This window comes from Novipirellula sp. (assembly GCF_041583735.1).
GTDB lineage: Bacteria > Planctomycetota > Planctomycetia > Pirellulales > Pirellulaceae > Novipirellula.
In genome coordinates, this window is sequence record NZ_JBFHFD010000057.1 from 1 (window position 1) to 22,403 (window position 22,403).

The following is a 22,403-nucleotide window of genomic DNA, read 5'->3' on the forward strand; positions in this document are numbered from 1 at the left end:
GACGAGGCAACGAGTCCTTTCGATGCGGCGTGAGCAGGGACTCGTAGCCTCGTCCACTACGGCAACCCCAAAAATGATCATCCGTTGAGATTCAACCAATGATCCATTCCCGTACCAAAGCTGCCGTGCGGCTAGCGTTTGTCATCGGCATTTACACAAACGCATTCGGTGTCGTCGCTGAAGAGTAGGTAACCAAGCCGGCTTCCGACGTAGTCTTGGCTTCCGAAGCCGAGTGGACTCAGCGCGAACCCTGCTCGGTCGTCGCCAGTCAGTCAATTGACGAAAACTATGCATCTTCGGCGAAAATACAAACAGAATCAAACATCATGACTTCGGTAACCTGGATTCTTGAATCGGACGTGTTCCCGAATTCTCACGGGAGGTTGCGAGAGGCCATTTCCGAAGCAGGCCACCGAATTGTCGATTCGCAGGATGAATGGTGGCTGCATGAGCCTCCGGAATTTAATCCAGAGATTCCCGTCATTTTTCACGGCTCACTCGGGAATGCTGCCGTCATCGAGATGAAAGCGATTGGGAATCCAGGTTCATTCTGTCCGGTAAATGAGTTTTGCTGCACGGCGTGGTATCCACGAGCAAGTCGTTGGTTAATGCATCAGGATTGGCGGTGTTTGCCAGCGAATGAGTTGATTGCCAATGCGACCGACGTGGCTGCCGGAATCGGTTGCCTGGATCGCGTCTTTGTTCGGCCAGACAGCCCATTAAAACCGTTTATCGGTCGGGTGCTGGATGTCGATTCGATTTCGTTGAAAGCACTCGACCACGGATTCTACTACGAAGAAGAAACGCTACCAGTGATTGTTGCACCAGTGGTCGAGGTCGGCCGTGAGTGGAGGTTTGTCGTGGTCCAGGGGCGAGTCGTTGCCGGCAGCGGGTACGACGCGGGCACGCGGCGTGCGGTCGATAGTGGTGGTGACGGCAAAGCCCGTGATTTAGCTGACGAAGTGGCATCGTCGATGCCGTCACCTTGCCCGGTGTATGTTTTGGATGTATGCCAAGTTGGCGGTGAGTATCATCTTGTTGAACTCAATCCGTTTGGAGGCGCGGACTTGTACGATTGCGACGCGGCGGCGATTGTGAGTGCCGTTTCAAACTACGCCATCCAAAATCATCCAAGATGAAATGAATCAGGTGACAAGGCCTTGCATCTGTTATCGGCCGCTCTTTGTCGCTTTGCTCAGGAGCGGTGTTGATGACCGTTGCCGTAAATCGCGTAGACTCCGTTTGCCAAATTTAGCAATCGCTACTAGAACGCCCCCAGACCGTTGCACAGGTGGTAACAAAGTGTCAAGCCAACTCTTGGACCAACACGAACCTTCCAGTACTGAATTGCTTCGAATCGTTTCGTTGCGTGTCGATGATTCGATGCTTCGCGAGATCGCTGCAGCTGACTACGGACAGGATTTTGACGAGCATCTGGAACAGCTAACAGCGATCCGAAGTGGCAAGATTCTCGCACCGATGCGTTGGGAACCAAAGGAGGTTCTCGAGTTGATCCGTTGGTCAGAACCGGAAGACCCGACTTGGTCGCCCGGATCGACAGGTGATCGAGGGCATTGGATGCGGTTATTCGCGTGTGGCGTGCTATTGCGAGCTGCGGCCGAGCCCACGAATGAAGGTTATTTTACAGGGGAAGATTCGACGATCGTTCAGCTCATTGATAGCGCGATCAAGCTCGGAGATAAAACTTCAATCGCGGTGCTAAAGTTTCTTTGCTGGCGCATGCAAACTCGCTCGCTCGGAGATTGGGACCGTCCCTATTTCGCCGTTGGAATCATGGTATTGCTTGTCCGACTCAACCGATGCGATCCCGACACCTTTAATTTCTTAGTCGCCGCAACGAACGCTGACGAGTTGGCGCACGCGGATAGGTTCAACGACTGCCTGAAAGCCAAGACTTGGCACGAGCTCATTCGCAACGTCCTGGTCGAATCAGAAAATTCCAATCCGGAAATCCAGAACTTTGGCAATCGACTTCTTTCCAAACGTTAACGCCGAAGCGTCATCGTGACCGCAAGTGTGATCGTGGTTTTTATCGACGATGATCACTTGGATCACCGATCGAGCCCGCCTTCGCGTACTTAACGCCAGCTTCGGAATGCCATTCCTTGTGATTCAAGGGTGGAGTGGCAGCGGGGCTGGAGCAGAAAACCCTACCTGGCCCACGTGAAGCCGATTGCTTCACTTCACAGTCGTCATCGAGGACTTTGAGATGGCGGCAATAAATTCTTGCGTCGCTTTAGGGGCACCCGGTAACGACGCCGCTTTAGCAAAGTGCTGCCTGGCGGAATGCTCATCGCCCACCTCGATCGCGATAACCCCTAGGTTGTGGTGAGCGGCAGCTTCGCCAATTGCTGGAATCAGCACGGACAACGCATCGTCATAACGCCGCTGTCGTGCAATGAGTAAACCTAAGTTGACCGCTGCGTTTTCGGATTGCGTGTCGAGCGTGAGCGCTCGCCGAAACTCGCTCTCTGCCGCAACGAGATCGCCCGATTCCATCAATGTAAAAGCGAAATTGTTTGCTAGTTCCGCGTCCATGGGGTTGATCTTGATGAGGCGGCGATATCGCTCGATCGACTGCGGATATTGTCCGGCACCCGCCAGCGCAGGGGCGAGTTGAGCATCCAGCTTCGGTTTTTTGGGGGCGATCGATTCGGCGTCGAGATACAGCTCAACCGCTTCGTCCCAGTAGCCGTGTTTTGCCATCTGCTCTGCGGCGATGATCTTCAGCTCTCGGTCGTCACCGGGCTTCATTGCAGGCAAGGCGACACCAAGCTGAGACATTGGAGCCTCAGCAGGTTTGCTTCTTGACTCGGACTTTGTTTCGCTTCGCTTCAATCCGGACAATGACGCAACGCCGTGTAGCGAACTGCATCCGCAAGCGAGTAATGCTGTTAACAGGATCAGTGTCGTTCGTGTCACTAGAAAAAGCCTCCGCCACCGAGACCACTGCCGCTAATGGAACCGCCCCCGTTTTGTCCCTGTCCTCCGCCTTGGTTGCCGCTTCGACTGGCTTGCCGAGCAACCTGCTGGGCACGAAAACCTTCCAAGCCGAGGGCCGGTGGAAAGGCAACTTGAATTTGCTCGGCTGCGATGCTTGCACCTGCTGCGGAAAATGCGGATGCAAGCATGGTGACTCGACCTGCATCGCGATGAGGGTCGCCGCTGGGTTCAACGATCAGGGACACCGTCCCGACGGCTCCTTGTTCAACAAGCCTTGCAACCTGCACCTCCGCCGCCGGACTCAGTTGATCGGTGCTGCCAACAAAGTCAGCTTGGTAAAACACACCCTGGTCAATCGACGCAGATTGCACTTGAGCTTGCTGCCACTCGCAAAGATGACTGCCTGGCTTGGCGGGAATCGCACCACTCGGCACATCGGCACAACGATCGACCTGGAAAATTCCTTGTCCGCTGCGGCATCCGCTTAGCGCGAGAGACATCGCCAATAAACCACCAGAGACGAATAATTTGGATTGATACCTCATTGCGACACCTCATCGATCATCATTGGTGTTGAGTAGACCGTTGGCATTGATTCACCAATGGTTGGAACGGGTTGATGAGGAACGGCAACAGGTTGATTGCAACATCGGTCGGTGGGGCCGTTGGAGCCAATAATGAATCGATCAGGGCAACCGAGATCGGGCCTTCGCTGCTTGTGATAATCGGTTCTTACGGGTGAGCGGAAATCTCGCGATCGACGGCTTTCAAGCCGATTGCTCAAGTAGAACTCGACATCGGTCGGCTCATAGACATCGTTGCCTGGAAGCCCCGGCGTGACGCACGAATCGACGGGGGCGACCAACTCGGGGGTCACCAGTATGACCAACTCTTGCTCGGACGCACTGGTACGATTAGCACCGGTCAGCGGTCCGATCAACGGCAAGTCGCCAAAGAAAGGGACGCGATCACTGCTGGCACCGAAGTTGGTTTGTAAAAGGCCCGCCACTGCGAGAGTTTGACCGCTTCGCAGCTCTACGGTTGATGAGAAATTGCGGCTGTTCAGTCCCGGCACCGATGTCCCGCCCCCTCCGCCACCGCCGATGTTCGTCCCCAACGATTCGTCTCGCGTGCTGACGTCAGCGTTGATTTGCAATCGAATCACATCACGATCCTGAATGACCGGAAGGAATTGCAATTGCACGCCGAACGGGACGAACTGCACACCTTGCAAATTCGTGCCGACGCCTCCCGAGGCGATCACGGGAATCGGAAACTGTCCTCCAGCTTGAAAGTTCGCCGTTTGGCCATTGATCGCGACAAGGTTCGGCTCGGCGAGCGTGCGAGATAAACTCAGTCGCCGCAGTGCCTCGATCCGCAGGCTGATGTCGCCGCCATCGAGGATCGCTTGGATGTTCCCTGCGATCGATCCGGTCGTATTGCTGAACAGATTGTTGTTTTGAATGGCGGTGAAGTTCAGTCCAAGGCTTCGCGCGGCCGTGCGGTTGACTTCGGCCACCGTGACTCGAAGCATCACTTGCTGTTCACCGGGGACGCGCATCAAGTTGATGATGCCTGCTTGTGCCACTGCCACCGCGTCGTACTGCACCCGGTCGATATCAAGTTGTTCTTGTGTCTGGATAGTTTGTGCATCAGGTGCCGTCGTTTCAAAATTCACCGTGCTGACGTTCGTTCGCGAACTGGAACGTACCCCAGGCATTCCGCCGCGAGCGACAAGCAGAAGTTGCATGATCCTAGTGAGTTCAAATGAGTCTCTGGCTTGTCCTTCGACGACCAGACTGCCGTCCAATTCACTCAGTTCGACAAAGCTATTAGGAAACTTCTCATTCAGTTCGCGTTGCACTTGTTCAATTGGGCGTTTCAATGCGGGGGATTCGTAGACACGAACAACGTAACTGACGATACTTTCACCGCTCCGTTCCGACTCGTCTTCAAACCATAGCATTAGTGTGGTCGTCCCAGGCTTCAGTCCTGTTACCGCGAGTTCCCGTCCCGATTCTCGGTCAATGATTTCGGCACGAATGGTTTTATCATCGGGCACGAAGATCCGACGCGGTGTATCGGCCAGTCGCAGTATTTTGGGCCGGCCAAGAACTAGAGACAGCGGTAGCTCCGGATCAACTTCCGACTCAACGAAACGACTTTCACGCCGGCGAGCGGCATCGCTGGGCGGCGGCAAAATGAGTTCGCTTGGAAATCCACTTTGAAAACGTGCTGGACCAATATTGTTGGATAGCGGTGCCTGCGATACTGGTTCGGCATACACAGCAGCAGCGGGCAACGCTCCCTCCGGCACGATCACCGACGGCAACCGACTCGGAGCCGAGTCTTGCCCATTTGCGAAGACGCCAGTCACCGCGAAGCAGCACCACACCGCGATTGACGCATATAATTGTTGGCGGCACCAGCCTGGCCAATGCAAGGATGGCTTTGTCATCGCGGGCTTTCTGTGAACGGGACATTTGAGGGTTCGCTGCGGACGTACAATCAGCAGGGCAGGTCCGACCACAGGACAATCCTTACAATCGGCACAACCGGATGACAACTTGAGCCGCGTTTGCAGGGGCAGTAGTGGTAGGTCGGTCACCCCAGAAGAACGTTACTGGTTGCGTGCGAGTGGATTCCGACCGTTTCCGCCACCAACGAGCCTCTCTGGCTGGCGTCATTTCACGGTCTGGGCCTACCGGCATTCGTTGCAATGCCCACGAAGCAGAATTTCAGTCACCTCGGCGACCTTGCCGCACTCTCGCTGGCTGCTCGCAGTCAAGTTGACGTCGTTCAGACAGTGGACCGAGCGGCAATCGACCCCGAGGAAATGGGGGGGGCCGTCATCATGCCCAGGTTTTCCCATGATGGCTTCGAAACGCCAGACATGATCACCGACTTCGGTTTTTCTCAGCAATCCAGCCTACGCAATTGCAGTTGGTGTGCAAATGCCTCCCGAGGATGTCCTCGTTGATTGCTCGATCGATCCGCGTTTCTGCGAGGCCTCAAGATACCGATAGAGCGGTCCAAGAATGCCGTGTTCTTCACATAGCTTGGTAGGACACGGTCGCACTCTTGTCAGGTCTCACTTGCAAAGGATGTGCATGTGCGATATTGTTGCTAGTGGGGTTCGTGGTTATGGAATTCGCTGCGTGCGATTCACTTCGCTCGTCCCTGCGTTGGTCTGCGCATCCAATATGAATTACATCGTCCGCCCCGTCGTCCAAAATCCCCACGCTCCATCCTTCGCCAACCTCTCGACTGAACCTTGAAAACATGAACCGAACCAATCAAACTTCCACCGCAAATCGTCTTCCCGTTACTGTGCTTTCCGGATTCCTCGGCGCCGGTAAGACGACGCTGCTCAATCACATCCTGACCAATCGCGACGGCTTGCGTGTTGCTGTGATCGTTAACGACATGAGCGAAGTCAACATCGATGCGGCGCTGGTCAAATCGGGCGACGCGAATCTCTCACGCACCGAAGAACAACTCGTCGAAATGTCCAACGGCTGCATCTGCTGCACGCTTCGCGAAGATTTGCTTGTCGAAGTTCGCCGATTGGCTCGCGATGGCCGCTTTGATTACCTGCTGATCGAATCGACCGGCATTTCGGAACCGATGCCGGTCGCCGAAACGTTTACTTTTGAAGACGAAGAGGGCGATAGCCTGTCCTTGGTCGCAGAGTTGGACACGATGGTGACCGTGGTCGATGCGGGCAACTTCATGAAGGACTTTGGTTCGTGGGATGATCTCACCGATCGGCGGCTGGGCTTGGGCGAAGACGATACTCGCAACATTGTGGATTTGTTGGTCGATCAAGTCGAATTTGCCAATGTCATCGTTGTCAACAAAGCCGATCTGATTTCGCCGTATGACCTGGAGCAACTCAATCGAATTTTGCGACAACTCAACGCCGATGCAAAGATTCTGAACACAATCGAAAGCCGGGTCGATTTGTCCGAAATCATGGGAACCGGGCTGTTTTCGCTCAGTGAAGCCGAGACGCGGCCTGGATGGCTGGAGGTGCCTCGTGGGGAAGAGGAAACCGAGACCGAAGAATATGGCATTTCGAATTTCGTCTATTCAGCCCGACGCCCGTTCCACCCCAAACGTTTGACGAAAGCGCTCGACGCCGACATGGAAGAGGGCTTGTTCAGCGGAGTGCTTCGCAGCAAAGGATTGATGTGGATCGCATCGCGTCACGATTGGGCCTACGACTGGTCGCAAGCGGGGTGTTCGATTCGCATGAACCCGGCCGGTTTTTGGTGGGCCGCGGCACCCGAAGAAGAATGGCCTGACGACGAAGATTCGATTGCAGAGATTCGATCCAAATTCGTCGGCGAACATGGTGATCGCCACCAAGAATTGGTGTTCATCGGTAACGCCATGATCCAAGAACGAATCACCAAGATACTCGACGAGTGCTTGCTCACCGATCTTGAATTTGTTCAGGGCCCCGGTTTTTGGGCTGACATGGAAGATCCACTTCCACCGATCGAACTTGAAACGGATTTGGACGAAACACAGCCAGACGACTTGTCTATTGCACGGGAGGTGTCGCAATGATCGAGCTGACCACTGGGAACCCTGCTCCGGTGACTGACGCTTCAAACTCCCCATCGCGTTGGCGGGACTGGATAGGCGTTGTGGCGTCCGTTGGCTGTGCGATTCACTGCGCCGCGATGCCATTTGTGATCGGCTACCTGCCTCTGTTGGGCTTGAGTTTTCTCGCCGATGAAGCATTTCACCGCTGGATGGCACTGGCTTGTTTCCTGATCGCCATCGCCGCGTTCATCCCTGGGTTCCGAACCCACAAACGATTGCTTCCCGGAGCTATCGCCGTGATCGGCCTGGTCTTAATCAGCGGAGCCGCCTTCGGGATGACTGGTGACTGTTGTGCGGCGTGTGAGTCCGGTGGCAATTTTACTGCAGCCGAATCGACAGCCAACTGCACAGAAGCCTGCTGCGAACACTGTACAACTGGATTGGCGACATTACCGCCAACCGACCTGGTGGACGTGACTGCTAGTGAAACGCAGATGTCATCGCTTTTGCCGTTGGAAGCATTCGGCTCTTGGATCACTCCCATCGGAGGCTTACTGCTGGTGACAGCCCACTTGCTCAACCGCCGCTATGGGTGCCTTTGCGGATGCTGCGAGAACGGAAGCGATGGGAGCAAGTTTTCGTGATCCAAGTCGAGCGGCACGTGTTCGAAATCACTGTGTAACTCGTAGTGCCGACAAGCCGCAAGCCGTAGTGGACGAGGCGACGAGTCCATCAGCATACGACTTGTCGCTTGCGGTTGATTACCCACTCATTGCACCAACGAGATCAAAGGGAGCCTTTGCGTTCTCGTGTGGGTGGTGTGTTTTGTGACTGGCGACTCCCCGGGGTACCGATCAAGCAGCCAAGGCAAGCCGACTGCAATAGAATACACCGACGGTCAGAATCAGGACGGCACGAAGGTATGGCCACGGCAATTTTCCAATTCGGCTGTCCTTGCGAATTAGGCTGCCGCCGAAACGTTGCAACAAAACCCCGACAAGACTGAGGCTGCACGCGATCCCCGTGGCGAACAATCCGATCACCGCGTACGCTGCAACCGGCGATCCAGTCGACATGCTCGTGAAGTACGCGGCCAAGGCCGATGGGCATGGCAAAAGACCAAACGCAACTCCGAGCATCGCACTCATCGAGTAGCTCGACGGTTTGGAGACCGGCCGGGAATCGCAAGTTCCTTCGCGATGCGACTTGCAGCCGCACGTCGTCGGCTTGGACCGCCAGGCTGCCCATAACATCCAGATGCCCACGCACATCACTAGCGCCGCACTGATGCACTGTAGCCATTGGGTGACAACTTCGTCGTCATGATGATGATCCCCCGTGACCAGATGATGAGTGAGATGAACGGCCATTGCGATCGCGATCAGCGAAACCGAATGCGCCAAGCCACTGGAGATTCCCATCACGATGGGATGCCAAAAACTGCGACGTTCGCCAGACAGATAAACCAGCATCGCGGTCTTGCCGTGGCCGGGTTCCAAGGCATGCAAAGCGCCAAGGAAGAATGCGACGCCGAGCGTCAGTTCATGGGAATGTGTGTGCATACGTTTCTCGCCTATTTCTTAAAGGGACGTTCTTCGATATCGCTGACAATTTTCAGCTTCTGGCCAAGCGTCCAAGATTTGGAGGCGGACGTGATTTCAATGACCGATGTGGTTTGTGGAACACAAAAGATGGCGTTCCAAGGCCGAACCTGTTTCCGAATCCCGACGACGCATAGTTCTTGGTCCAACATGACCACGTCGATCAGAAACCGCATGAAACAAGTGTGTAGTGACGAACAAGGCGTGATCAGCAATCCCGTATCAGTCGGCAAAGGTGATCGAAACTGCAATCCTTTAAATCGTTGCCAAAAGGTGTCGGCGACTTCGACCCGATTCAGCAAGACTTCGTTGGTGGTCGCATCAATCAGGCGTTTCATCCTCCACCGCCTGTCAACGAATCTACGATTCGTAATAACTGAGTGAAGAATGGGCCGAGGGGCCAAACGAACAAACCGGGCAAGAAACAGACCACAAGCGGAATGACTCGTTTGGTTGCGAGTGACTGTGCGAACGCCATCGACTTTTCACGACGTTCGGCTCGGACATCTTCGGCTTGCAATCGCAATGTTTCCGAGACGCTGGCCCCCATTTGTTCGGACTGGATCATCGCGGCGGTGAATCGAGTGAGCGGTGGAACATCCAATCGGCCCGCCAACCTGCGAAACGCAACGCTCCGTCGCATTCCACCCAGCAAGTCGCGTTGGAAACCGCGGCATGCGCTGGCCAACACTCGGTCGGGTCGTTGAGTCCGCTGCCAACGATCCAACGCCGCATCAAATCCGAGCCCTCCTTCGGAGAGCGTTGCCCAGAGGTCCATCGCAAGCGGCAGATCTCGCGACACCTGCAACACCCGAGCGCGGCGTGACGCACGCACAACCAGGATCGGCAGAGACGCAAGGATGATGGCGATCAACCAAGGTGAAACAATCACCACGGGCGCGAGCATTCCGGACAACCCGCCGGGTACGGATTCAATCCCTTCCAGAAAGACTCGTTGCAGCCCCGACCAGCGAAACAACAACGCACAGAAAAGCCCGCTGACCAACATCAATATCGTCGCGGAAACCAACAACGTCCCTGCGGACGGTGTGCTGTATCCGGCCAGCATCATGCGTCGACGAAGCCAACCGTGGGCGATGTCGGGTTCCTCACTTGGTTTGATCGGAGTTGTGTCGCGACGAAGTCTCTCGATCGCCTCGCTACGACTCCGGTAGCGATTCCAAAGTAACGCGACGACGAAGGCGAGGACCGCCCACAAAGTCAGGACGATCAGGATGCGGAGTGAGACGCTCATGTTCGTCCCCCTTCGACCCCGTTGGGGGCGGGCTTACGAGGGCTTTCGTACACCGGGGGGGCGCAACGCACCCACGAATAACGCCGAACATGTCGCCCTGGGAAGACGCGAAGATTTTTATTCATCGCTCACGCCTTTGGCCGACTGATCGTGTTCATCCAAACAATTCCGACGGCCTGCAGCACAATCGTCGCTGCGATGGCGGCCGATCCAAGCGAGCTGCTGGCGAACTCCTTCATCACCTCCGGACGGTCCAGCCACAATACCAAGGCGACAAAGTAGATCAGCAACAAAACCGCGATCGTCGAAAATTGGCTTTGTGCGATGTTGCTGCGAATCCGACGAGCCACCTCTTGTCGGTCCCGGGCGACGCGTGCGACGGAAGCCAGCACCGGCGCGAGCGAACCACCTGTCTCCCAGTGAACGCTCATCGTCGTGGAAAACAACTCCATCGCGTCGATGGGCATCCGGAGGGCCAGTTCACGGAAAACGCTGCTTCCTGAATCGCCCAATTGGATGCGTCGCACGCACCAATGAATTTGGTCTCTCAATGGTGAAGCGGTCACCTCCGATGCGGCGGCCAACGCCGCCGACGCTCCAGCCCCGCTGCGCAACATCGGGATCATCATGTCCAGCAGATCAATCAATTGCCGCTCGATTCGACTGAGTCGCCAAACGTACCAACCCGATTCAAGCTGAGCCAACAACAACGCGATGACCACTCCGATCGCTGCCACGATCGACAAGGGAATGGAGGTCAACAGGGCAAGCGTCAACGAAATCAACGCGCCGATGACGAAGGGGACAAAGCGAAGGGGGCGCGAGAGTGGTTGAATGATTTGTCGACGATCCGCGCGTACCGAACTCGCATCGACCGCCAGCGGATCGCTTGTCTGCGAAAGCAAAGCGATGCTGTCACCGAGCCGATTGCCTGCCGTTGCACCGGCCAACGAACGACGCAGAGCCAGCGTCGCACCAGCAAGTATGAACACGGTGACAGCCAGAATGAGGAGGACCGTCATGACGTCAAACCACCCCCGGTCTCAAACCAAGTCGTCGGCACCTCGATGGCGCGAGCGTGCAACTTCTCGACCAAGCGAGGCACGGTCCCCGTCGCAACATGGGTTCCTTGCAGACGTTTGCCTTTTCTGCCAGAGACATTGAACCGGAAAATTTGTTGCAACTGCGGCGTGTTGCTTTCCAGCCCAACCAATTCATCCACTGACTCAACACGTCGCACTCCGTCTTCGTAGCGACGAACGTGAAAGATCAGATCGATTGCCGAAACAATCTGTTCGCGAATCGCGGTGGGCGGCAACTCCATGCCGCTCATCAAAACCATCGTCGACAATCGTGAGATCGCATCGCGTGGGCTGTTCGCGTGGACCGTTGTCAACGAGCCATCGTGCCCCGTATTCATTGCTTGCAGCATGTCCAGCGTCTCACCGGCACGTACTTCGCCGACGATGATGCGATCGGGGCGCATTCGCAACGCATTGACGACCAAGTCGCGGGCCGCGATCGCCCCTCGTCCTTCGACATTCGCGGGTCGCGTTTCCATGCGGACAACATGCAATTGATCCAAAACCAATTCTGCCGCGTCTTCGATCGTCACCACACGTTCGTCGTCAGGAATGCTTTCGCAGATTGCACCCAAGAAAGTACTCTTTCCGCTGCCTGTTCCTCCACTGATCAGGATGTTCAATCGAGATCGCACCGCGACGGAAAAAAACTCCGCCATCGTCGGATTGAACATCCCCAGTCGCTGCAATTCTTCACCTCGCAGTCGACGTCGACCAAAGCGACGAATCGAAAGCGTCGGTCCATCCAAGGTCACCGGAGGCAGCGTTGCGTTGACGCGGCTACCATCGGGAAGACGTGCATCCACCATCGGCTGCGACTCATCGATTCGGCGTCCCACGCGAGTCGCGATCCGCTGAATGATTCGCGTCAGGTGGTCATCATCGCGAAACTCCACTTCGGTCAATTCGAGTTTGCCGTAGCGTTCCACAAAGACATGATGCGGACCGTTGACCAAGATGTCGGTGACCGATGGATCGGCCATTAGCGGTGCCAGCGGCCCCAGCCCAAGCGTTTCTTCCAACAAGTCGTCCGCCAGTCGTGAACGCTCTGAATCGTTCAGCGGCAACTGCTCGGTCTCGGCTATCTCCGCTACAAAGGCATCCACTTCCTCTTTGAGTTGTTCGTTGTTGGCGGTCAACAAACCGCGTCGATCGAGATCGTCGAGCAACTGGCCATGCAATCGTCCCTTGACCGTCACCGCCCGGCCACGACGTGCCGGGTCGCTGGCTTGCTTTGCTGTGTCTTCGGTGAGTCGTTCTGGTTGCGGTTTGCTGGTCGTCAACCGAGTCGGGCGGCCAACCTTGCCCAACCGTGATCGTAGATTTGATTCATCCATTGCAATCACCCCGCCGCTATCGGCGAGGTCTCCTCCTTGGATAACGTTGAACCTGGCTGCACAACCGTTGGCGTGACGACGGTTGTGTCAGTGCCAACACGACCCAGCAATTCATCCGCCAGCTTTCGCATCGGTCCACCAACGCCCCACCAGCTACGCGTCGAGATGACGGGACGGCCCAAATTCGCTGCTTCCAAAACACGACGGTCGTATTTGATCACCGCAGTAACTGGTTCTCCGAGTTGCTCCGCCACTTCGGCCGCAGACAAGCTGCCCGCACAATTTTGGAACCGATTCAGGATCAACGAGCGGCGATCTCGGCGAACATCCAATTGGTCCAACGTCTTCAGCATCGCCGCGGTCCCGGTCAGCGTGGGCACGACGTTCTCCGTTACCACCGCGACGTGCTCCGCTCGATCAAAAATGGCTAGCGTTGTGGCATCCAACAAAGGGAACGAATCGACGATTACCAGGTCAAACGCCGACTTCGCCACCCCCAAAATGATCGACATGCAAGTGTCGTCCACTTCCGACGCGTCCGCCGGTGTCGGAGGTGCACTCAAGACATGCAAGCCAGACTCATGCCGCGTGGTGACCTCACGCAACATCGTGGCATCCAATCGATCTCGCATCGCCGCCACGTCAGCGATTGTCATGTCGGGCGTCAGGTCCAACAGAGACGCCGCCACTCCCAATTGCAACGAAGCGTCGACCAACAGCACTCGTTGGTTCGTCGACGCAGCCCAATGAACAGCGGTGTTGATCGCGATCGTTGACTTTCCGACACCCCCCTTGGTACTGGCGACCGCCAACAACCTTCCGCGACGACCTGATTCGGGACGAGATCGAGCGACGCGTCGGATCACACCGGCAAGCTCTCCAGCACTGGCGGGACGCCGCAGAAAATCACGAAACCCGACCCGGACGGCTTCCACCAGCAGTCCATCGCTGGGGTCGGCATCGTCATCCAATATCCCGATGATCGGGCAAGTGATTTGATGCACTTCGATCGCGTGCTGCCAGACATCCAGCGTCTCACGCGATCCCGACAATTCGACGAGCAACAAGTCCGGTGCGTCGTGCCGCATGTTGTGGATTGCGGACGAAAGATCGGCGCAGAAATCGACTGCATGATCGCCTTCGAGAGCCGACATGGCGGCTTCCAGTTCAATCTCAAGCGAGTCCGATTGAATGACTGCAAGGAACTTGGTCATGGCGTGCCTCCTTGGATTTGTTGGCTGCGAACAAGGACGGGGGCACGGACAACCTGCCTTTCGGGCAAATTTGCCAGAGAGAAGCTGACAACCTTTGATGCAATCGAACGGGACTGAGAGTCATACTGCAGAGTTGGCAGAACCGCATCAAAATCAGTCGTGAAATTGGCGAAGTCGTTAGCGCTTTTAAACCGCAAAATCTCTATTTGAAAATCGTCTTCCATTTCTTCTTTGGCGATGACCGCAAAGACGAAACCAATGACCACCGCGACAGTTTCATCATCGCCATCGCGGAAATCTGCGAATACGGAGTAGATCTTTGGCCCATCCAGTAAAGTCGGGTCAGGAGACTCGATAACTCGGTGGCCGATCGATAGTGGATTGCATCTTTCGAATTCTGAATCGTATTCTTCGAGTTGCTTCAATGATTCCACAGAGAAAGAATCAGCGAACTCCAAAGCCTGCCATTCCGCGAAGTCGAAGGCCAGTTGACTTGCAGCGGGCAATCCAACTGGATTCTCAAATTCTCGCCCCACCGCTACTACTGGTGCCATCATCGCAATCGACTCGCTACGCACAGCGATGCCACAGCCTTTCAATCCAAGGTTGAGTAGCGAACCGCGACTCCAAAGGTAGGTCAGTCGCTCAGCCGAAGTGCCGCCGGCGAGATCGTCTTCGCCAGTCCGACGAAGACGCACCAAAATCGAATTCGGGTCAACAACGTTTGGTTCGAAGGCCTGACCGCGGTCATATCCCATGGGCGCCCCCGGCAAATTGTCTGACACTTCGTTGATCAAGTACTCACCGAGCACAATGTCGCCCTCGATGTTGTTGTCGACATTCGGATCCAGCATCGGCCGAATGGGATCGCCGAGCGTGTCTCGATTGATCGTTTGGGAACTCTCCGGTTTGTCGTCACCATTGAGGTCGTAGCCATCTTCCAGTTCGACGCGATGGGGTCCCCAACTCTCGGACATCTCTGCTGCACGATCGACGACGGCGATACGCGTCGTTGTCTCATCAACTCCCATCGCCAGTTGCCAACCACCTTCAATCGCGGCGGCATCCGAAACCGATTGCATGTGAGCCTGAGTCAGCCGCGCCATCCCGATATCGATCAACAACCCAGCGATCGCGATCAACGCAATTAGCAGGATCACGACAAGAATCAACACGGCTCCACCCCGAGCTTCTTTGCTCCCTCCAGGGTCAAACGTGCCCCCAAACAATTCGCGGCCCCGGAGGTGTCGAAGATCTTCCTCCATCATTTCTGCCCCCGAAACAAGAGGGACTGCGAGGATCCGCCGACAAAGATGTCGGTTTGCTTGGTGTCCGCGAGCGGATCGAATCGCATCACTGTCACTCGGCCAGCAGGTTGCGGTTCCGACACAAGCTCCGTCGCGACAACTCGACCTGAACGAACCGTCGCCCTTAAGTTCGACCCCACCGCGACGGCGTATTCCAAATGCGCGACCTGGTCCGGGCGAACCGCAACGATCAACTTCGGCGACGGTGAATCCTTTGAGTCTTTCGATTTCCTGGCCGTTGGATTGCCTGGTGATCGGGTTGGCATCACGACGATGACATCGTCCGCAATCGGTTCGACGCGAGTTCGCTGAGCATCGGTGAGCGTCACATTGGTAAAGCCACCGCGACTGCCGCCGCGCGGCTCATCGGCCGTTCGGCTCGCCACCAGATCCAGATGCTGGCCAAACTCGAATGCATCACCGCCGATGAGTCCCTCGGTATCAAGGAAAAACAAAACCCTTCCTGGAGGCGTCGCACCGGAAAGCCCAGCCATCGTGCCCGCGGGCATCAAATCGCCTTCTTGGATTGGCACGGTGGCGGGCAGATCGTGACGGGGGATTCGCCCCACCAACTGCGACAGATCGGTGATCCAATTGGATTGGTGCGCCGTTTCAAAGGGCACCTGGATCGTTCGCACGTAAGCGGTCGCCGGATCTTCAAAGCTGGTCGGCCGAATCGTTTGGTAGGCCAACAAGGTCTGACCGGGAATCGGAACGGCAACCATGCCTTCGGGAACATTGTTCGACGGTTCATCCGTGTCCGGTCGTCCGCTGCGGACCAAGACGTTGACCGTTGCCCCCAACTCCAACGCGGACGTCACTGCGGAAACGTCTTCCGCGGCAACTGCCAACACGACTTCCTCGACCGGCACACTCAACAGTCGCTTGCCCTGCGAGAGCGAAGCCGATGTCTCGGTGCTAACGCGTTTGATCACCGGTGTCAGCACAACCGCTTGGCGTGCGACCAACCTTGCCGTTGTCTCTTTGTCTTGATCGCGATTTGATCGCCCCGCATCCGCCACCAACTCCGCGCCAGGCAATTGGCTGCCGGTCGAGAACTCAAAGCGGCTGAGTTTTTGAAGTGGGATGTTGGCCACCAGATCGATCTGTTCCCCCATGCTGATGCGATGCACGCCTGCGAGCTGCGCGGCTTCCAACGTCATCGCTCGCATTCCCGGCGGAGTCGCACCGGCCAAACCAGCCGGCGTCCCATGTTCGAAAAAGTTGGCTTCAGCGAACGCGAAGCCCGATGACTTATCGCTCTTAACGACTCGACCGATGATGTCGGTCGCCTGCGTGAATGCACCACCAAGTTTCACCAATTGGCGACTGGTGACGACCGATCCGTCTTCGAGCTGCAAGACAATGGCGTCATCGGTTCGTTGTGCGAGCTCAATTCGTTTGTCGATCAACTCGCCATCGTTGCCCACAATCGTTGCACTCATGCCGCGGAGTGACGTCAGTGGGATTTCAACTCCATGGATGCCACCCGTACGGGGATCGACCAAGTCGTTGCGAGTGACTTTGCTGTAGGCCGGAATCGTCTGCCAATTCATTGGTAGCGAAATGGAGTCGGGCCGGCGCTCTTCGTCACGCCAAAACGCGAGTCGTTCCATAGGCATTCCGGATGCCCACAACGAAGCGATCACGCCACCGCCGAGAACCAAGACGACCAGTAGCAACGCCAGCAGGATTTTGAATGTCCCAATGGATGATTTTTGTTTTCGCATGATGATTTGTTGTCTTCCACGTGGGATAGGCTTCCAACCTGTCAATCGCGAGCGACAGGCTGGAAGCCTATCCCCACATTCAAGGAATCAACGTTTCCTCGGAGTTTTGATTGGAGGTAAAGACTTCCCTGCGAAAAATGGCGTGCGACACGAGCACTCGCCGGTACGGACGAATGCCGATCGCATCACCTGTCAATTCGGGGCTGGTCATCGCTCCATGAATGCCGAGCCCATACTTACCCCCGTAAGTTCCTGCGTAGACCGACTCGCCAAGAGAGTTATCAAACACGAGCGGCTTGCTATCGAGCAGCGAGCCCTTCATTGCTTCAGGGTTGATCGCTTCGACCGCATCATCGTTGGCGACATTGGGGTCACCACCGTTTGGCACAAACGCACCACGGTCTTGATAGCTGCTCAACCAAGTCGACTGGGCGGGGTAGTGAACACGAAGTGCCACGACGCCTCGCTTGTCTAGATTTGTGTTTTCAAGCGAAAATGGTTCGGGGTTGGTATCCGGATCATCGACTTCCTCGACCACACTGACCCAACGAATCTGCTCGGCACCTCCACCGTTGTTGTGCCCCTCTTTTCTCTCGACAACGAGAGGGATCTGAACGACGTAATCGTCCGCGACATAATCGGGATACTCGATCCCCGCTTCATCGGGCTCACCTTCGGAGCGATTCAATAATGCCCCAGGATATCGCATCAATCGACGATATCCGCGATCTTCATCTTCGAGCGTTGGTATACGCTTGTCGATAACATCATCACGGATGTAGAGAACCGCTAGTTGCTGATTCAGCAGTGGCATGCGCGGCACAACGTCTTGGAAAAAGTTGTAGTCAGGATTTTCTTCTTCCAGTTCATCCAGATCGATCACCAACCAGCGATCGTCATAGACTCGCTTGCGGACAACTTCTTGATTGAGTGCCCCCTCAAACGTCTCGTCAAATGGCAGCGGCGTTTGTGAAAGCTCTCGCGCTCCCACGTTGGCCGCTTGTTGAATCTGCCCCGCTGCGTAAATCCAGATTCCAAACGTGATCGCGCCACCGACGAGCATGTATAGCACCAACGCGACGAGTCCAAACTCGACGAGTGCTTGACCGGATCGTTTGTGGCAGCGACTTCGCATCACTTTTCGCCCTTCAACATGAAAACAATTCTTTTCGAATCAGACGAGGAAGTGAACGAAACCGACGTAGCCGACAAATCCCGCCGTGATGGCGGGAACGTAGGCGTAGTCTTGCTGGCCGCGAAGCATCGCGATCAGCGACAGTACGCCACCGGCGATGGCCATTCCAAACAACACAATCAAAATGCCAACGGGTCCGACCAGCATCCCCATCGCAATGATAAGTTTGCCGTCGCCACCACCGAGCTTCGCGAATCGAAACAAGGCATACGCGATTGCAAGTCCAACGATTCCGCCGGCTAGCACCCAAACGATCGAAAGGCCAAGCCATCCAAACAGTGAACTCGTAATCGCAACTGCACCGATCAACACCGAGATCCAATCCGGAATCTCTCGAGTGCGCAAATCGTGCCAGCTGGCCCAAGCCAGCAAGCAAGCGATCATCGATGCGATCAACAGAAACATCCGGGAACCACCAAGTGGCATAGGCTTCTAGCCTGTGTAACAGGACGCACAGACTGAAAACCTATGTCACGTCAAAACGAAGAAATCCACTCGCGGCGAGCGTGACTCGCCTCGAGTGGTTTAGCTTCTAGTAGCAATTGAAATTACTCTCCAGCCTCAAGAATCAGGCCGCCAAAGCCATCGCCGTCGCCGTTAAGTACATTCGAGTCAAGCCGATTGCCTGCAACATCAGCTGCGATCGCCTCAGCATTCAAAGCAATCCCCTCCGCCGATGCAGCCGTGGTTTCGATCAACTTCCCGCTAACCATTGGGCCGTTGTCATCTGTGTGTGCACCCGGCAGGATTGCAGCCGTAGCACCGATTAAATCGCTGGTCTTGTGACCAAAGACCGAAACGGCTGCAGCACAAATCAACGCCACACCGGCGATGATCAAACCGTACTCAACCAGGCCTTGGCCCTTCTTGTTACTAAAGAACTTACGCATTTTGTTTTCCTATCGTGAAAACGAGTTTACTGAAAAAATCTTTGCCGCCTGACCAAAGGTTCCGCATGACCAATGCAGGCATGTGCGGCGGCGACGAACAAACCGCACACGTTGTTCTGATCAGCTATCGTGCGATTAACGACGCATTGATAGCGTTGATTTGCGAAAGAGGCCCCACCGCGTGAGCACAACCGATCGGGTTTGGTCGGACCGTTGACTGATCGCACCGCACGCGGCGGGACGTATGAGGTCGTGAGTCCATCGGGAAGGAATGCACGCAAAGGTTGCGCAACATCCATCCCAATTGGGGTGGAGATACCTTGGAAATAGCATCCAGCCGTCTCGATCAAGCAAGATAGACAGAAAACCTATCTCAAATCGAGAAGCGAGAGCCTAAGCCAAGGCTGGTGGACCGCGAGGATGCGCGATCGACAGAGAAGCCGATGCGAACACGCATTCGGCTGGCAAAAGAGCGGGCTGAGAAACTAAACCTGTCACGATCGGCAGGCTTAATTGCCAAGTTACGCCGCAGGGACTGGCAAGCGATTGGCAGATCAAACAGTTGTCAGAATCATGCTCGTGATGTGAGCTGCCGTCACCGGCCATTCGTAAACGATCTTGGTCGGTTGCTGATGCATCGTCATCATGGTGATGATGATGACAGCAGTGCGAACAAGTCGGCTCCGTTTTCTCGCTGGAAACACTGTCGCTGGAAACACTGTCTTCCGCGTGGGAATGACCGTCGCAGGTGGCCACGTGCAACCATGCTGGTGCATGCCCGAGGGCAATCATGCAGCACAGGATGCTCGATAGGATGGGCCGAACCAGCGAAGTCATTGGGGACGTTCGTTAATAGAGAGAGGGAGTTATGTTGCAAAATGGTCCGACCAAAGATCATTGCTGCCCATTACGATGACCAACGAAATACGGTTCGTCAAGTCAGTTCAAAAAAACTTTTCGCCTGGCCCTCGCTCGTGCTATCAAGCTTATGGCTAACTCTATCAACTTAGGCTGAACTCAGCATTTAGATTGGGTGAAGCCCGATGAAAATCCGCGGCGGGCCGAACGCATTCGCTTGACGCTGCGTAACCGCCCGATAACAATTCGCTCAATCCTTGGTCGGATCGATGAGTTGAATGAGGCGTTTCTGACGACGTCGCAAAATTTCTTATGCTCTACACGAGTTCCGATCCATTGTCCCCTCTCCGCCCTCTAACGACTTACCTTCTGCTGGCGACCATGTTGCTCAGCAACGTTGCCGGGTGGGTGCATGTGAGTTGCTGTCACGAGACTGCGGATCGTTCCGTCGCAAGTCATTCGAGCGAGACGGCGGCGGTTTCTTGCTGCAGCCACTGCCATTGCGAATCGGAACGCCAAACGAAGGCCGCGCCCGCGGACGATTCGTCGACTCCGCAGGGAGAATCGGTTCCCCACGATTCGGAATCGTGCCATGTTTGCCAGAATCTGTTCACTTCACGGCACGCGATCCTGGCGTCCAGCCCAACGGCGGTCTGGGAGCCCCTGGTGATTTGTCGTGTTCGGCCCGAGCTTGATGATGTCTCGGTCGAATCCATCTTTCGCAGCGGAGTATCTGTCCGAGGGCCACCGAACGCTTGAAGTCGTTCGTTGTTTTTACGTGACATAGGCTGTTTGCGTGCGCCGTTCCAGGCGTAGGGGATCTTGCGAAAGGTCCCTGCGCGGACGGGGGTCTCTAGCTAACTCCACTGCCGATGCCACGTCCCTCTCTGGATCTCTCGTACTGAAGGTGCGCTCCCATGGCGATTGCCCATGCTGCGCCCGACGAGCAAGGTTGGTTGTCGCGTTTGATGACGACTGATTTTTGCCCGTGGGCAAATCGTTTCGTTTATTGGCTCAAAGAACCCATCGGATGGTTCGCTCTGGCGACCGCGATCAGCGTGATGATTGGGTTGTACTTCAGCCCGATTGGTTGGACGCTGGCTGCGTCGTTGACCGCGATCATGGCGATCGGGATGGCGTGGCCGTGGATCGCGGTTCGCGTCACCCGCTGCGGACTGCATCCCGAAACCGATGCGGTTCATGAAGGCACGTCATGCCGCATGGTGCTGAGCGTTCGCAATCGCATCCCGTTACCGGTTTGGGGACTGGCGATCGAAGGGTACTTGGATTGCGATTCCGATGATGAATCAAAGCCAACCGTCGGTCTGGCATGCGTCCCGCCGCGGTGCACTGCGGACTATGCCGTTGAAGTTACGCCCACGATGCGTGGACTTTATCCGGTCTTGATCCCGCAGGTCACGTGTTCGTTTCCGTTCGGAATCTGGACCGCCCGTCGTCCGATCAGTGACACCAGACCACTGATGGTTTGGCCGAGGGTGTACCGGATTGCGGAGTTGCTGCCGCTGGTGGGTTTGACCAACGCAGACCACGGAGACGGCAGTCGCGGTGGTCAGAGCGGCGACTTTGTCGGCGTACGCCCGCTGCGTCATGGTGATTCAGCCAAGCATATCAACTGGGTCGCGTCGGCTCGATCGGATTCGTTGATCGTGACCGAACGTGGCGGGCCGCAATCGGTGACGCTGGACGTGTTGGTTGACACTCGTTGTCATGCCGATCGCGAAGCGTTGGCTCGGCGGACCCGAGTCGCCGCCAGTGTGCTGTCGTCTTTGCAGCAATCGCGAATCAAGACCCGAGTTCGATTGGGCGATCGTCCGTTGACATACAAGCTCGACACCCGAGGCAGACGTCACATGCTTGATGCACTGGCGAGTGTCCCCGTTGACGGCGAAGCGTGTCGTTGCACCACGAGAGGCAGCGCAAACGCAAGCATCCATATATCGGGATCAGCCAATGGCAGTGTGCTGGTCACGATTGACAACCCACGCGGCGGACGGCGTGCTGGCGGTGCCGTTCGCGAAATCGTGATTGGTCCGCGTGAAGACTTGGCAGCCGCGATGGCGGATCTCTGGCGGGAGGTGCGTGATGCCAACGTTGCCGCTTGAGCGAAAAACGATGGAAGCCGTCGCCTTGGCGGTGCTGTCCATCGCGGCAGTGGCATCGCTAAGATTTCATGTCGAATCGAAAGTACTATTGATCGCTGAGTTGTCGGTAATGGCCGCAACCGTTGTAGGACAGGCTGCCAGCCTGTTTACCCGAATCCAGATGACAGGTTGCCAGCCGGTCCCGCGGATCGTCGGTTGGGTGTTGACAAGATCCACGACGATTGCGATTCCCATTGTTTTCGCCATCATCGCTCGCGTGACTGGTTCTCCGATCGCCTTTGAGATGACGGCGC

21 protein-coding genes and 1 pseudogene are annotated in these 22,403 nt (G+C 56.0%); 6 read left to right on the plus strand and 16 right to left on the minus strand.

All coding sequences use genetic code 11. From position 1 onward, the window contains the following. Positions 1–326 precede the first annotated feature (326 nt). The gene (locus ABX962_RS06925) at positions 327–1,139 is read left to right on the plus strand and encodes an ATP-grasp domain-containing protein (protein ID WP_372717867.1); all 813 of its coding nucleotides are present in this window, start codon (positions 327–329) and stop codon (positions 1,137–1,139) included. Positions 1,140–1,302: 163 nt separating this feature from the next. After that, on the plus strand, positions 1,303–2,010 hold the full coding sequence (locus ABX962_RS06930) for a hypothetical protein (protein WP_372717869.1): 708 nt from the start codon (positions 1,303–1,305) through the stop codon (positions 2,008–2,010). Positions 2,011–2,199: 189 nt separating this feature from the next. On the opposite strand, the gene ABX962_RS06935 is transcribed toward ABX962_RS06930, so the two are convergent. From ABX962_RS06935 to ABX962_RS06945, 3 genes are all read right to left on the minus strand, one after another. Then, entirely contained in the window at positions 2,200–2,805 is a 606-nt protein-coding gene (locus ABX962_RS06935; RefSeq protein WP_372717871.1) for a tetratricopeptide repeat protein, read from the minus strand. 137 nt (positions 2,806–2,942) lie between these two features. Beyond that, the gene (locus ABX962_RS06940) at positions 2,943–3,509 is read right to left on the minus strand and encodes a hypothetical protein (RefSeq protein WP_372717873.1); all 567 of its coding nucleotides are present in this window, start codon (positions 3,507–3,509) and stop codon (positions 2,943–2,945) included. Then, positions 3,506–5,422, minus strand: coding sequence for a type II and III secretion system protein family protein (locus tag ABX962_RS06945; protein ID WP_372717875.1), 1,917 nt, complete (start codon positions 5,420–5,422; stop codon positions 3,506–3,508). The genes ABX962_RS06940 and ABX962_RS06945 overlap by 4 nt, the downstream gene beginning before the upstream one ends. An 824-nt stretch (positions 5,423–6,246) precedes the next feature. Between ABX962_RS06945 and zigA the strand changes: the two genes are divergently transcribed. Continuing rightward, positions 6,247–7,539: a zinc metallochaperone GTPase ZigA gene (gene zigA / locus ABX962_RS06950; RefSeq protein WP_372717877.1), complete on the plus strand. Its 1,293-nt coding sequence runs from the start codon at positions 6,247–6,249 to the stop codon at positions 7,537–7,539. Then, positions 7,536–8,162 (plus strand): MerC domain-containing protein, encoded by a 627-nt coding sequence (locus ABX962_RS06955; RefSeq protein WP_372717879.1) that lies wholly within the window; start codon positions 7,536–7,538, stop codon positions 8,160–8,162. Before zigA ends, ABX962_RS06955 begins: the two co-directional genes overlap by 4 nt. 210 nt (positions 8,163–8,372) lie before the next feature. Here ABX962_RS06955 and ABX962_RS06960 read toward each other — a convergent pair whose 3' ends face one another. From ABX962_RS06960 to ABX962_RS07020, 13 genes are all read right to left on the minus strand, one after another. Further along, the gene (locus ABX962_RS06960; protein WP_372717881.1) at positions 8,373–9,080 is read right to left on the minus strand and encodes a sulfite exporter TauE/SafE family protein; all 708 of its coding nucleotides are present in this window, start codon (positions 9,078–9,080) and stop codon (positions 8,373–8,375) included. 11 nt (positions 9,081–9,091) lie between these two features. Then, positions 9,092–9,457, minus strand: a complete 366-nt coding sequence (locus ABX962_RS06965) for a DUF192 domain-containing protein (protein WP_372717883.1) — start codon at positions 9,455–9,457, stop codon at positions 9,092–9,094. Beyond that, on the minus strand, positions 9,454–10,374 hold the full coding sequence (locus ABX962_RS06970; protein WP_372717885.1) for a type II secretion system F family protein: 921 nt from the start codon (positions 10,372–10,374) through the stop codon (positions 9,454–9,456). The genes ABX962_RS06965 and ABX962_RS06970 overlap by 4 nt, the downstream gene beginning before the upstream one ends. A gap of 128 nt (positions 10,375–10,502) precedes the next feature. Beyond that, the gene (locus tag ABX962_RS06975) at positions 10,503–11,396 is read right to left on the minus strand and encodes a type II secretion system F family protein (protein WP_372717887.1); all 894 of its coding nucleotides are present in this window, start codon (positions 11,394–11,396) and stop codon (positions 10,503–10,505) included. Next, complete coding sequence (locus ABX962_RS06980; RefSeq protein WP_372717889.1) at positions 11,393–12,793, minus strand: CpaF family protein; 1,401 nt, start codon at positions 12,791–12,793, stop codon at positions 11,393–11,395. The genes ABX962_RS06975 and ABX962_RS06980 overlap by 4 nt, the downstream gene beginning before the upstream one ends. A 5-nt stretch (positions 12,794–12,798) precedes the next feature. Next, complete coding sequence (locus ABX962_RS06985) at positions 12,799–14,007, minus strand: CpaE family protein (RefSeq protein ID WP_372717891.1); 1,209 nt, start codon at positions 14,005–14,007, stop codon at positions 12,799–12,801. Beyond that, positions 14,004–15,182, minus strand: coding sequence for a pilus assembly protein TadG-related protein (locus ABX962_RS06990; protein WP_372717893.1), 1,179 nt, complete (start codon positions 15,180–15,182; stop codon positions 14,004–14,006). The genes ABX962_RS06985 and ABX962_RS06990 overlap by 4 nt, the downstream gene beginning before the upstream one ends. 89 nt (positions 15,183–15,271) lie before the next feature. Beyond that, positions 15,272–17,044 carry a hypothetical protein gene (locus ABX962_RS06995; protein ID WP_372717894.1) on the minus strand — a complete coding sequence of 591 codons (1,773 nt, stop codon included), beginning with the start codon at positions 17,042–17,044 and terminating at the stop codon, positions 15,272–15,274. 79 nt (positions 17,045–17,123) lie between these two features. Further along, positions 17,124–18,179 (minus strand): TadE/TadG family type IV pilus assembly protein, encoded by a 1,056-nt coding sequence (locus tag ABX962_RS07000; RefSeq protein ID WP_372717896.1) that lies wholly within the window; start codon positions 18,177–18,179, stop codon positions 17,124–17,126. Positions 18,180–18,218: 39 nt separating this feature from the next. Continuing rightward, entirely contained in the window at positions 18,219–18,644 is a 426-nt protein-coding gene (locus ABX962_RS07005; RefSeq protein ID WP_372717898.1) for a prepilin peptidase, read from the minus strand. Positions 18,645–18,787: 143 nt separating this feature from the next. Continuing rightward, positions 18,788–19,129 carry a Flp family type IVb pilin gene (locus tag ABX962_RS07010; RefSeq protein WP_372717900.1) on the minus strand — a complete coding sequence of 114 codons (342 nt, stop codon included), beginning with the start codon at positions 19,127–19,129 and terminating at the stop codon, positions 18,788–18,790. Positions 19,130–19,522: 393 nt separating this feature from the next. Then, positions 19,523–19,966, minus strand: a complete 444-nt coding sequence (locus tag ABX962_RS07015; protein ID WP_372717902.1) for a DUF2946 domain-containing protein — start codon at positions 19,964–19,966, stop codon at positions 19,523–19,525. A gap of 476 nt (positions 19,967–20,442) precedes the next feature. Further along, the gene (locus ABX962_RS07020) at positions 20,443–20,772 is read right to left on the minus strand and encodes a hypothetical protein (protein ID WP_372717904.1); all 330 of its coding nucleotides are present in this window, start codon (positions 20,770–20,772) and stop codon (positions 20,443–20,445) included. Between the two features lie 132 nt (positions 20,773–20,904). Between ABX962_RS07020 and ABX962_RS07025 the strand changes: the two genes are divergently transcribed. After that, positions 20,905–22,110 carry a DUF58 domain-containing protein gene (locus ABX962_RS07025; protein ID WP_372717905.1) on the plus strand — a complete coding sequence of 402 codons (1,206 nt, stop codon included), beginning with the start codon at positions 20,905–20,907 and terminating at the stop codon, positions 22,108–22,110. Further along, positions 22,091–22,403, plus strand: a pseudogene (locus ABX962_RS07030) (hypothetical protein); the annotation flags it as partial. The gene ABX962_RS07025 and the pseudogene ABX962_RS07030, both read left to right, overlap by 20 nt.

Excerpts from the sequence above, each read along its gene's own strand:
- ABX962_RS07005 (WP_372717898.1), bottom strand. The coding sequence starts at position 18,644 with ATGTTTCTGTTGATCGCATCGATGATCGCTTGCTTGCTGGCTTGGGCC.
- ABX962_RS07010 (WP_372717900.1), bottom strand. The coding sequence starts at position 19,129 with ATGCGTAAGTTCTTTAGTAACAAGAAGGGCCAAGGCCTGGTTGAGTAC.
- ABX962_RS06985 (WP_372717891.1), bottom strand. The coding sequence starts at position 14,007 with ATGACCAAGTTCCTTGCAGTCATTCAATCGGACTCGCTTGAGATTGAA.
- zigA (WP_372717877.1), top strand. The coding sequence starts at position 6,247 with ATGAACCGAACCAATCAAACTTCCACCGCAAATCGTCTTCCCGTTACT.
- ABX962_RS06960 (WP_372717881.1), bottom strand. The coding sequence starts at position 9,080 with ATGCACACACATTCCCATGAACTGACGCTCGGCGTCGCATTCTTCCTT.
- ABX962_RS07025 (WP_372717905.1), top strand. The coding sequence starts at position 20,905 with ATGGCGATTGCCCATGCTGCGCCCGACGAGCAAGGTTGGTTGTCGCGT.
- ABX962_RS06965 (WP_372717883.1), bottom strand. The coding sequence starts at position 9,457 with ATGAAACGCCTGATTGATGCGACCACCAACGAAGTCTTGCTGAATCGG.
- ABX962_RS06935 (WP_372717871.1), bottom strand. The coding sequence starts at position 2,805 with ATGTCTCAGCTTGGTGTCGCCTTGCCTGCAATGAAGCCCGGTGACGAC.
- ABX962_RS06980 (WP_372717889.1), bottom strand. The coding sequence starts at position 12,793 with ATGGATGAATCAAATCTACGATCACGGTTGGGCAAGGTTGGCCGCCCG.
- ABX962_RS06945 (WP_372717875.1), bottom strand. The coding sequence starts at position 5,422 with ATGACAAAGCCATCCTTGCATTGGCCAGGCTGGTGCCGCCAACAATTA.
- ABX962_RS07000 (WP_372717896.1), bottom strand. The coding sequence starts at position 18,179 with ATGCGAAGTCGCTGCCACAAACGATCCGGTCAAGCACTCGTCGAGTTT.
- ABX962_RS06995 (WP_372717894.1), bottom strand. The coding sequence starts at position 17,044 with ATGCGAAAACAAAAATCATCCATTGGGACATTCAAAATCCTGCTGGCG.
- ABX962_RS06940 (WP_372717873.1), bottom strand. The coding sequence starts at position 3,509 with ATGAGGTATCAATCCAAATTATTCGTCTCTGGTGGTTTATTGGCGATG.
- ABX962_RS07020 (WP_372717904.1), bottom strand. The coding sequence starts at position 20,772 with ATGTCACGTAAAAACAACGAACGACTTCAAGCGTTCGGTGGCCCTCGG.
- ABX962_RS06970 (WP_372717885.1), bottom strand. The coding sequence starts at position 10,374 with ATGAGCGTCTCACTCCGCATCCTGATCGTCCTGACTTTGTGGGCGGTC.
- ABX962_RS06955 (WP_372717879.1), top strand. The coding sequence starts at position 7,536 with ATGATCGAGCTGACCACTGGGAACCCTGCTCCGGTGACTGACGCTTCA.
- ABX962_RS06975 (WP_372717887.1), bottom strand. The coding sequence starts at position 11,396 with ATGACGGTCCTCCTCATTCTGGCTGTCACCGTGTTCATACTTGCTGGT.
- ABX962_RS06925 (WP_372717867.1), top strand. The coding sequence starts at position 327 with ATGACTTCGGTAACCTGGATTCTTGAATCGGACGTGTTCCCGAATTCT.
- ABX962_RS07015 (WP_372717902.1), bottom strand. The coding sequence starts at position 19,966 with ATGACTTCGCTGGTTCGGCCCATCCTATCGAGCATCCTGTGCTGCATG.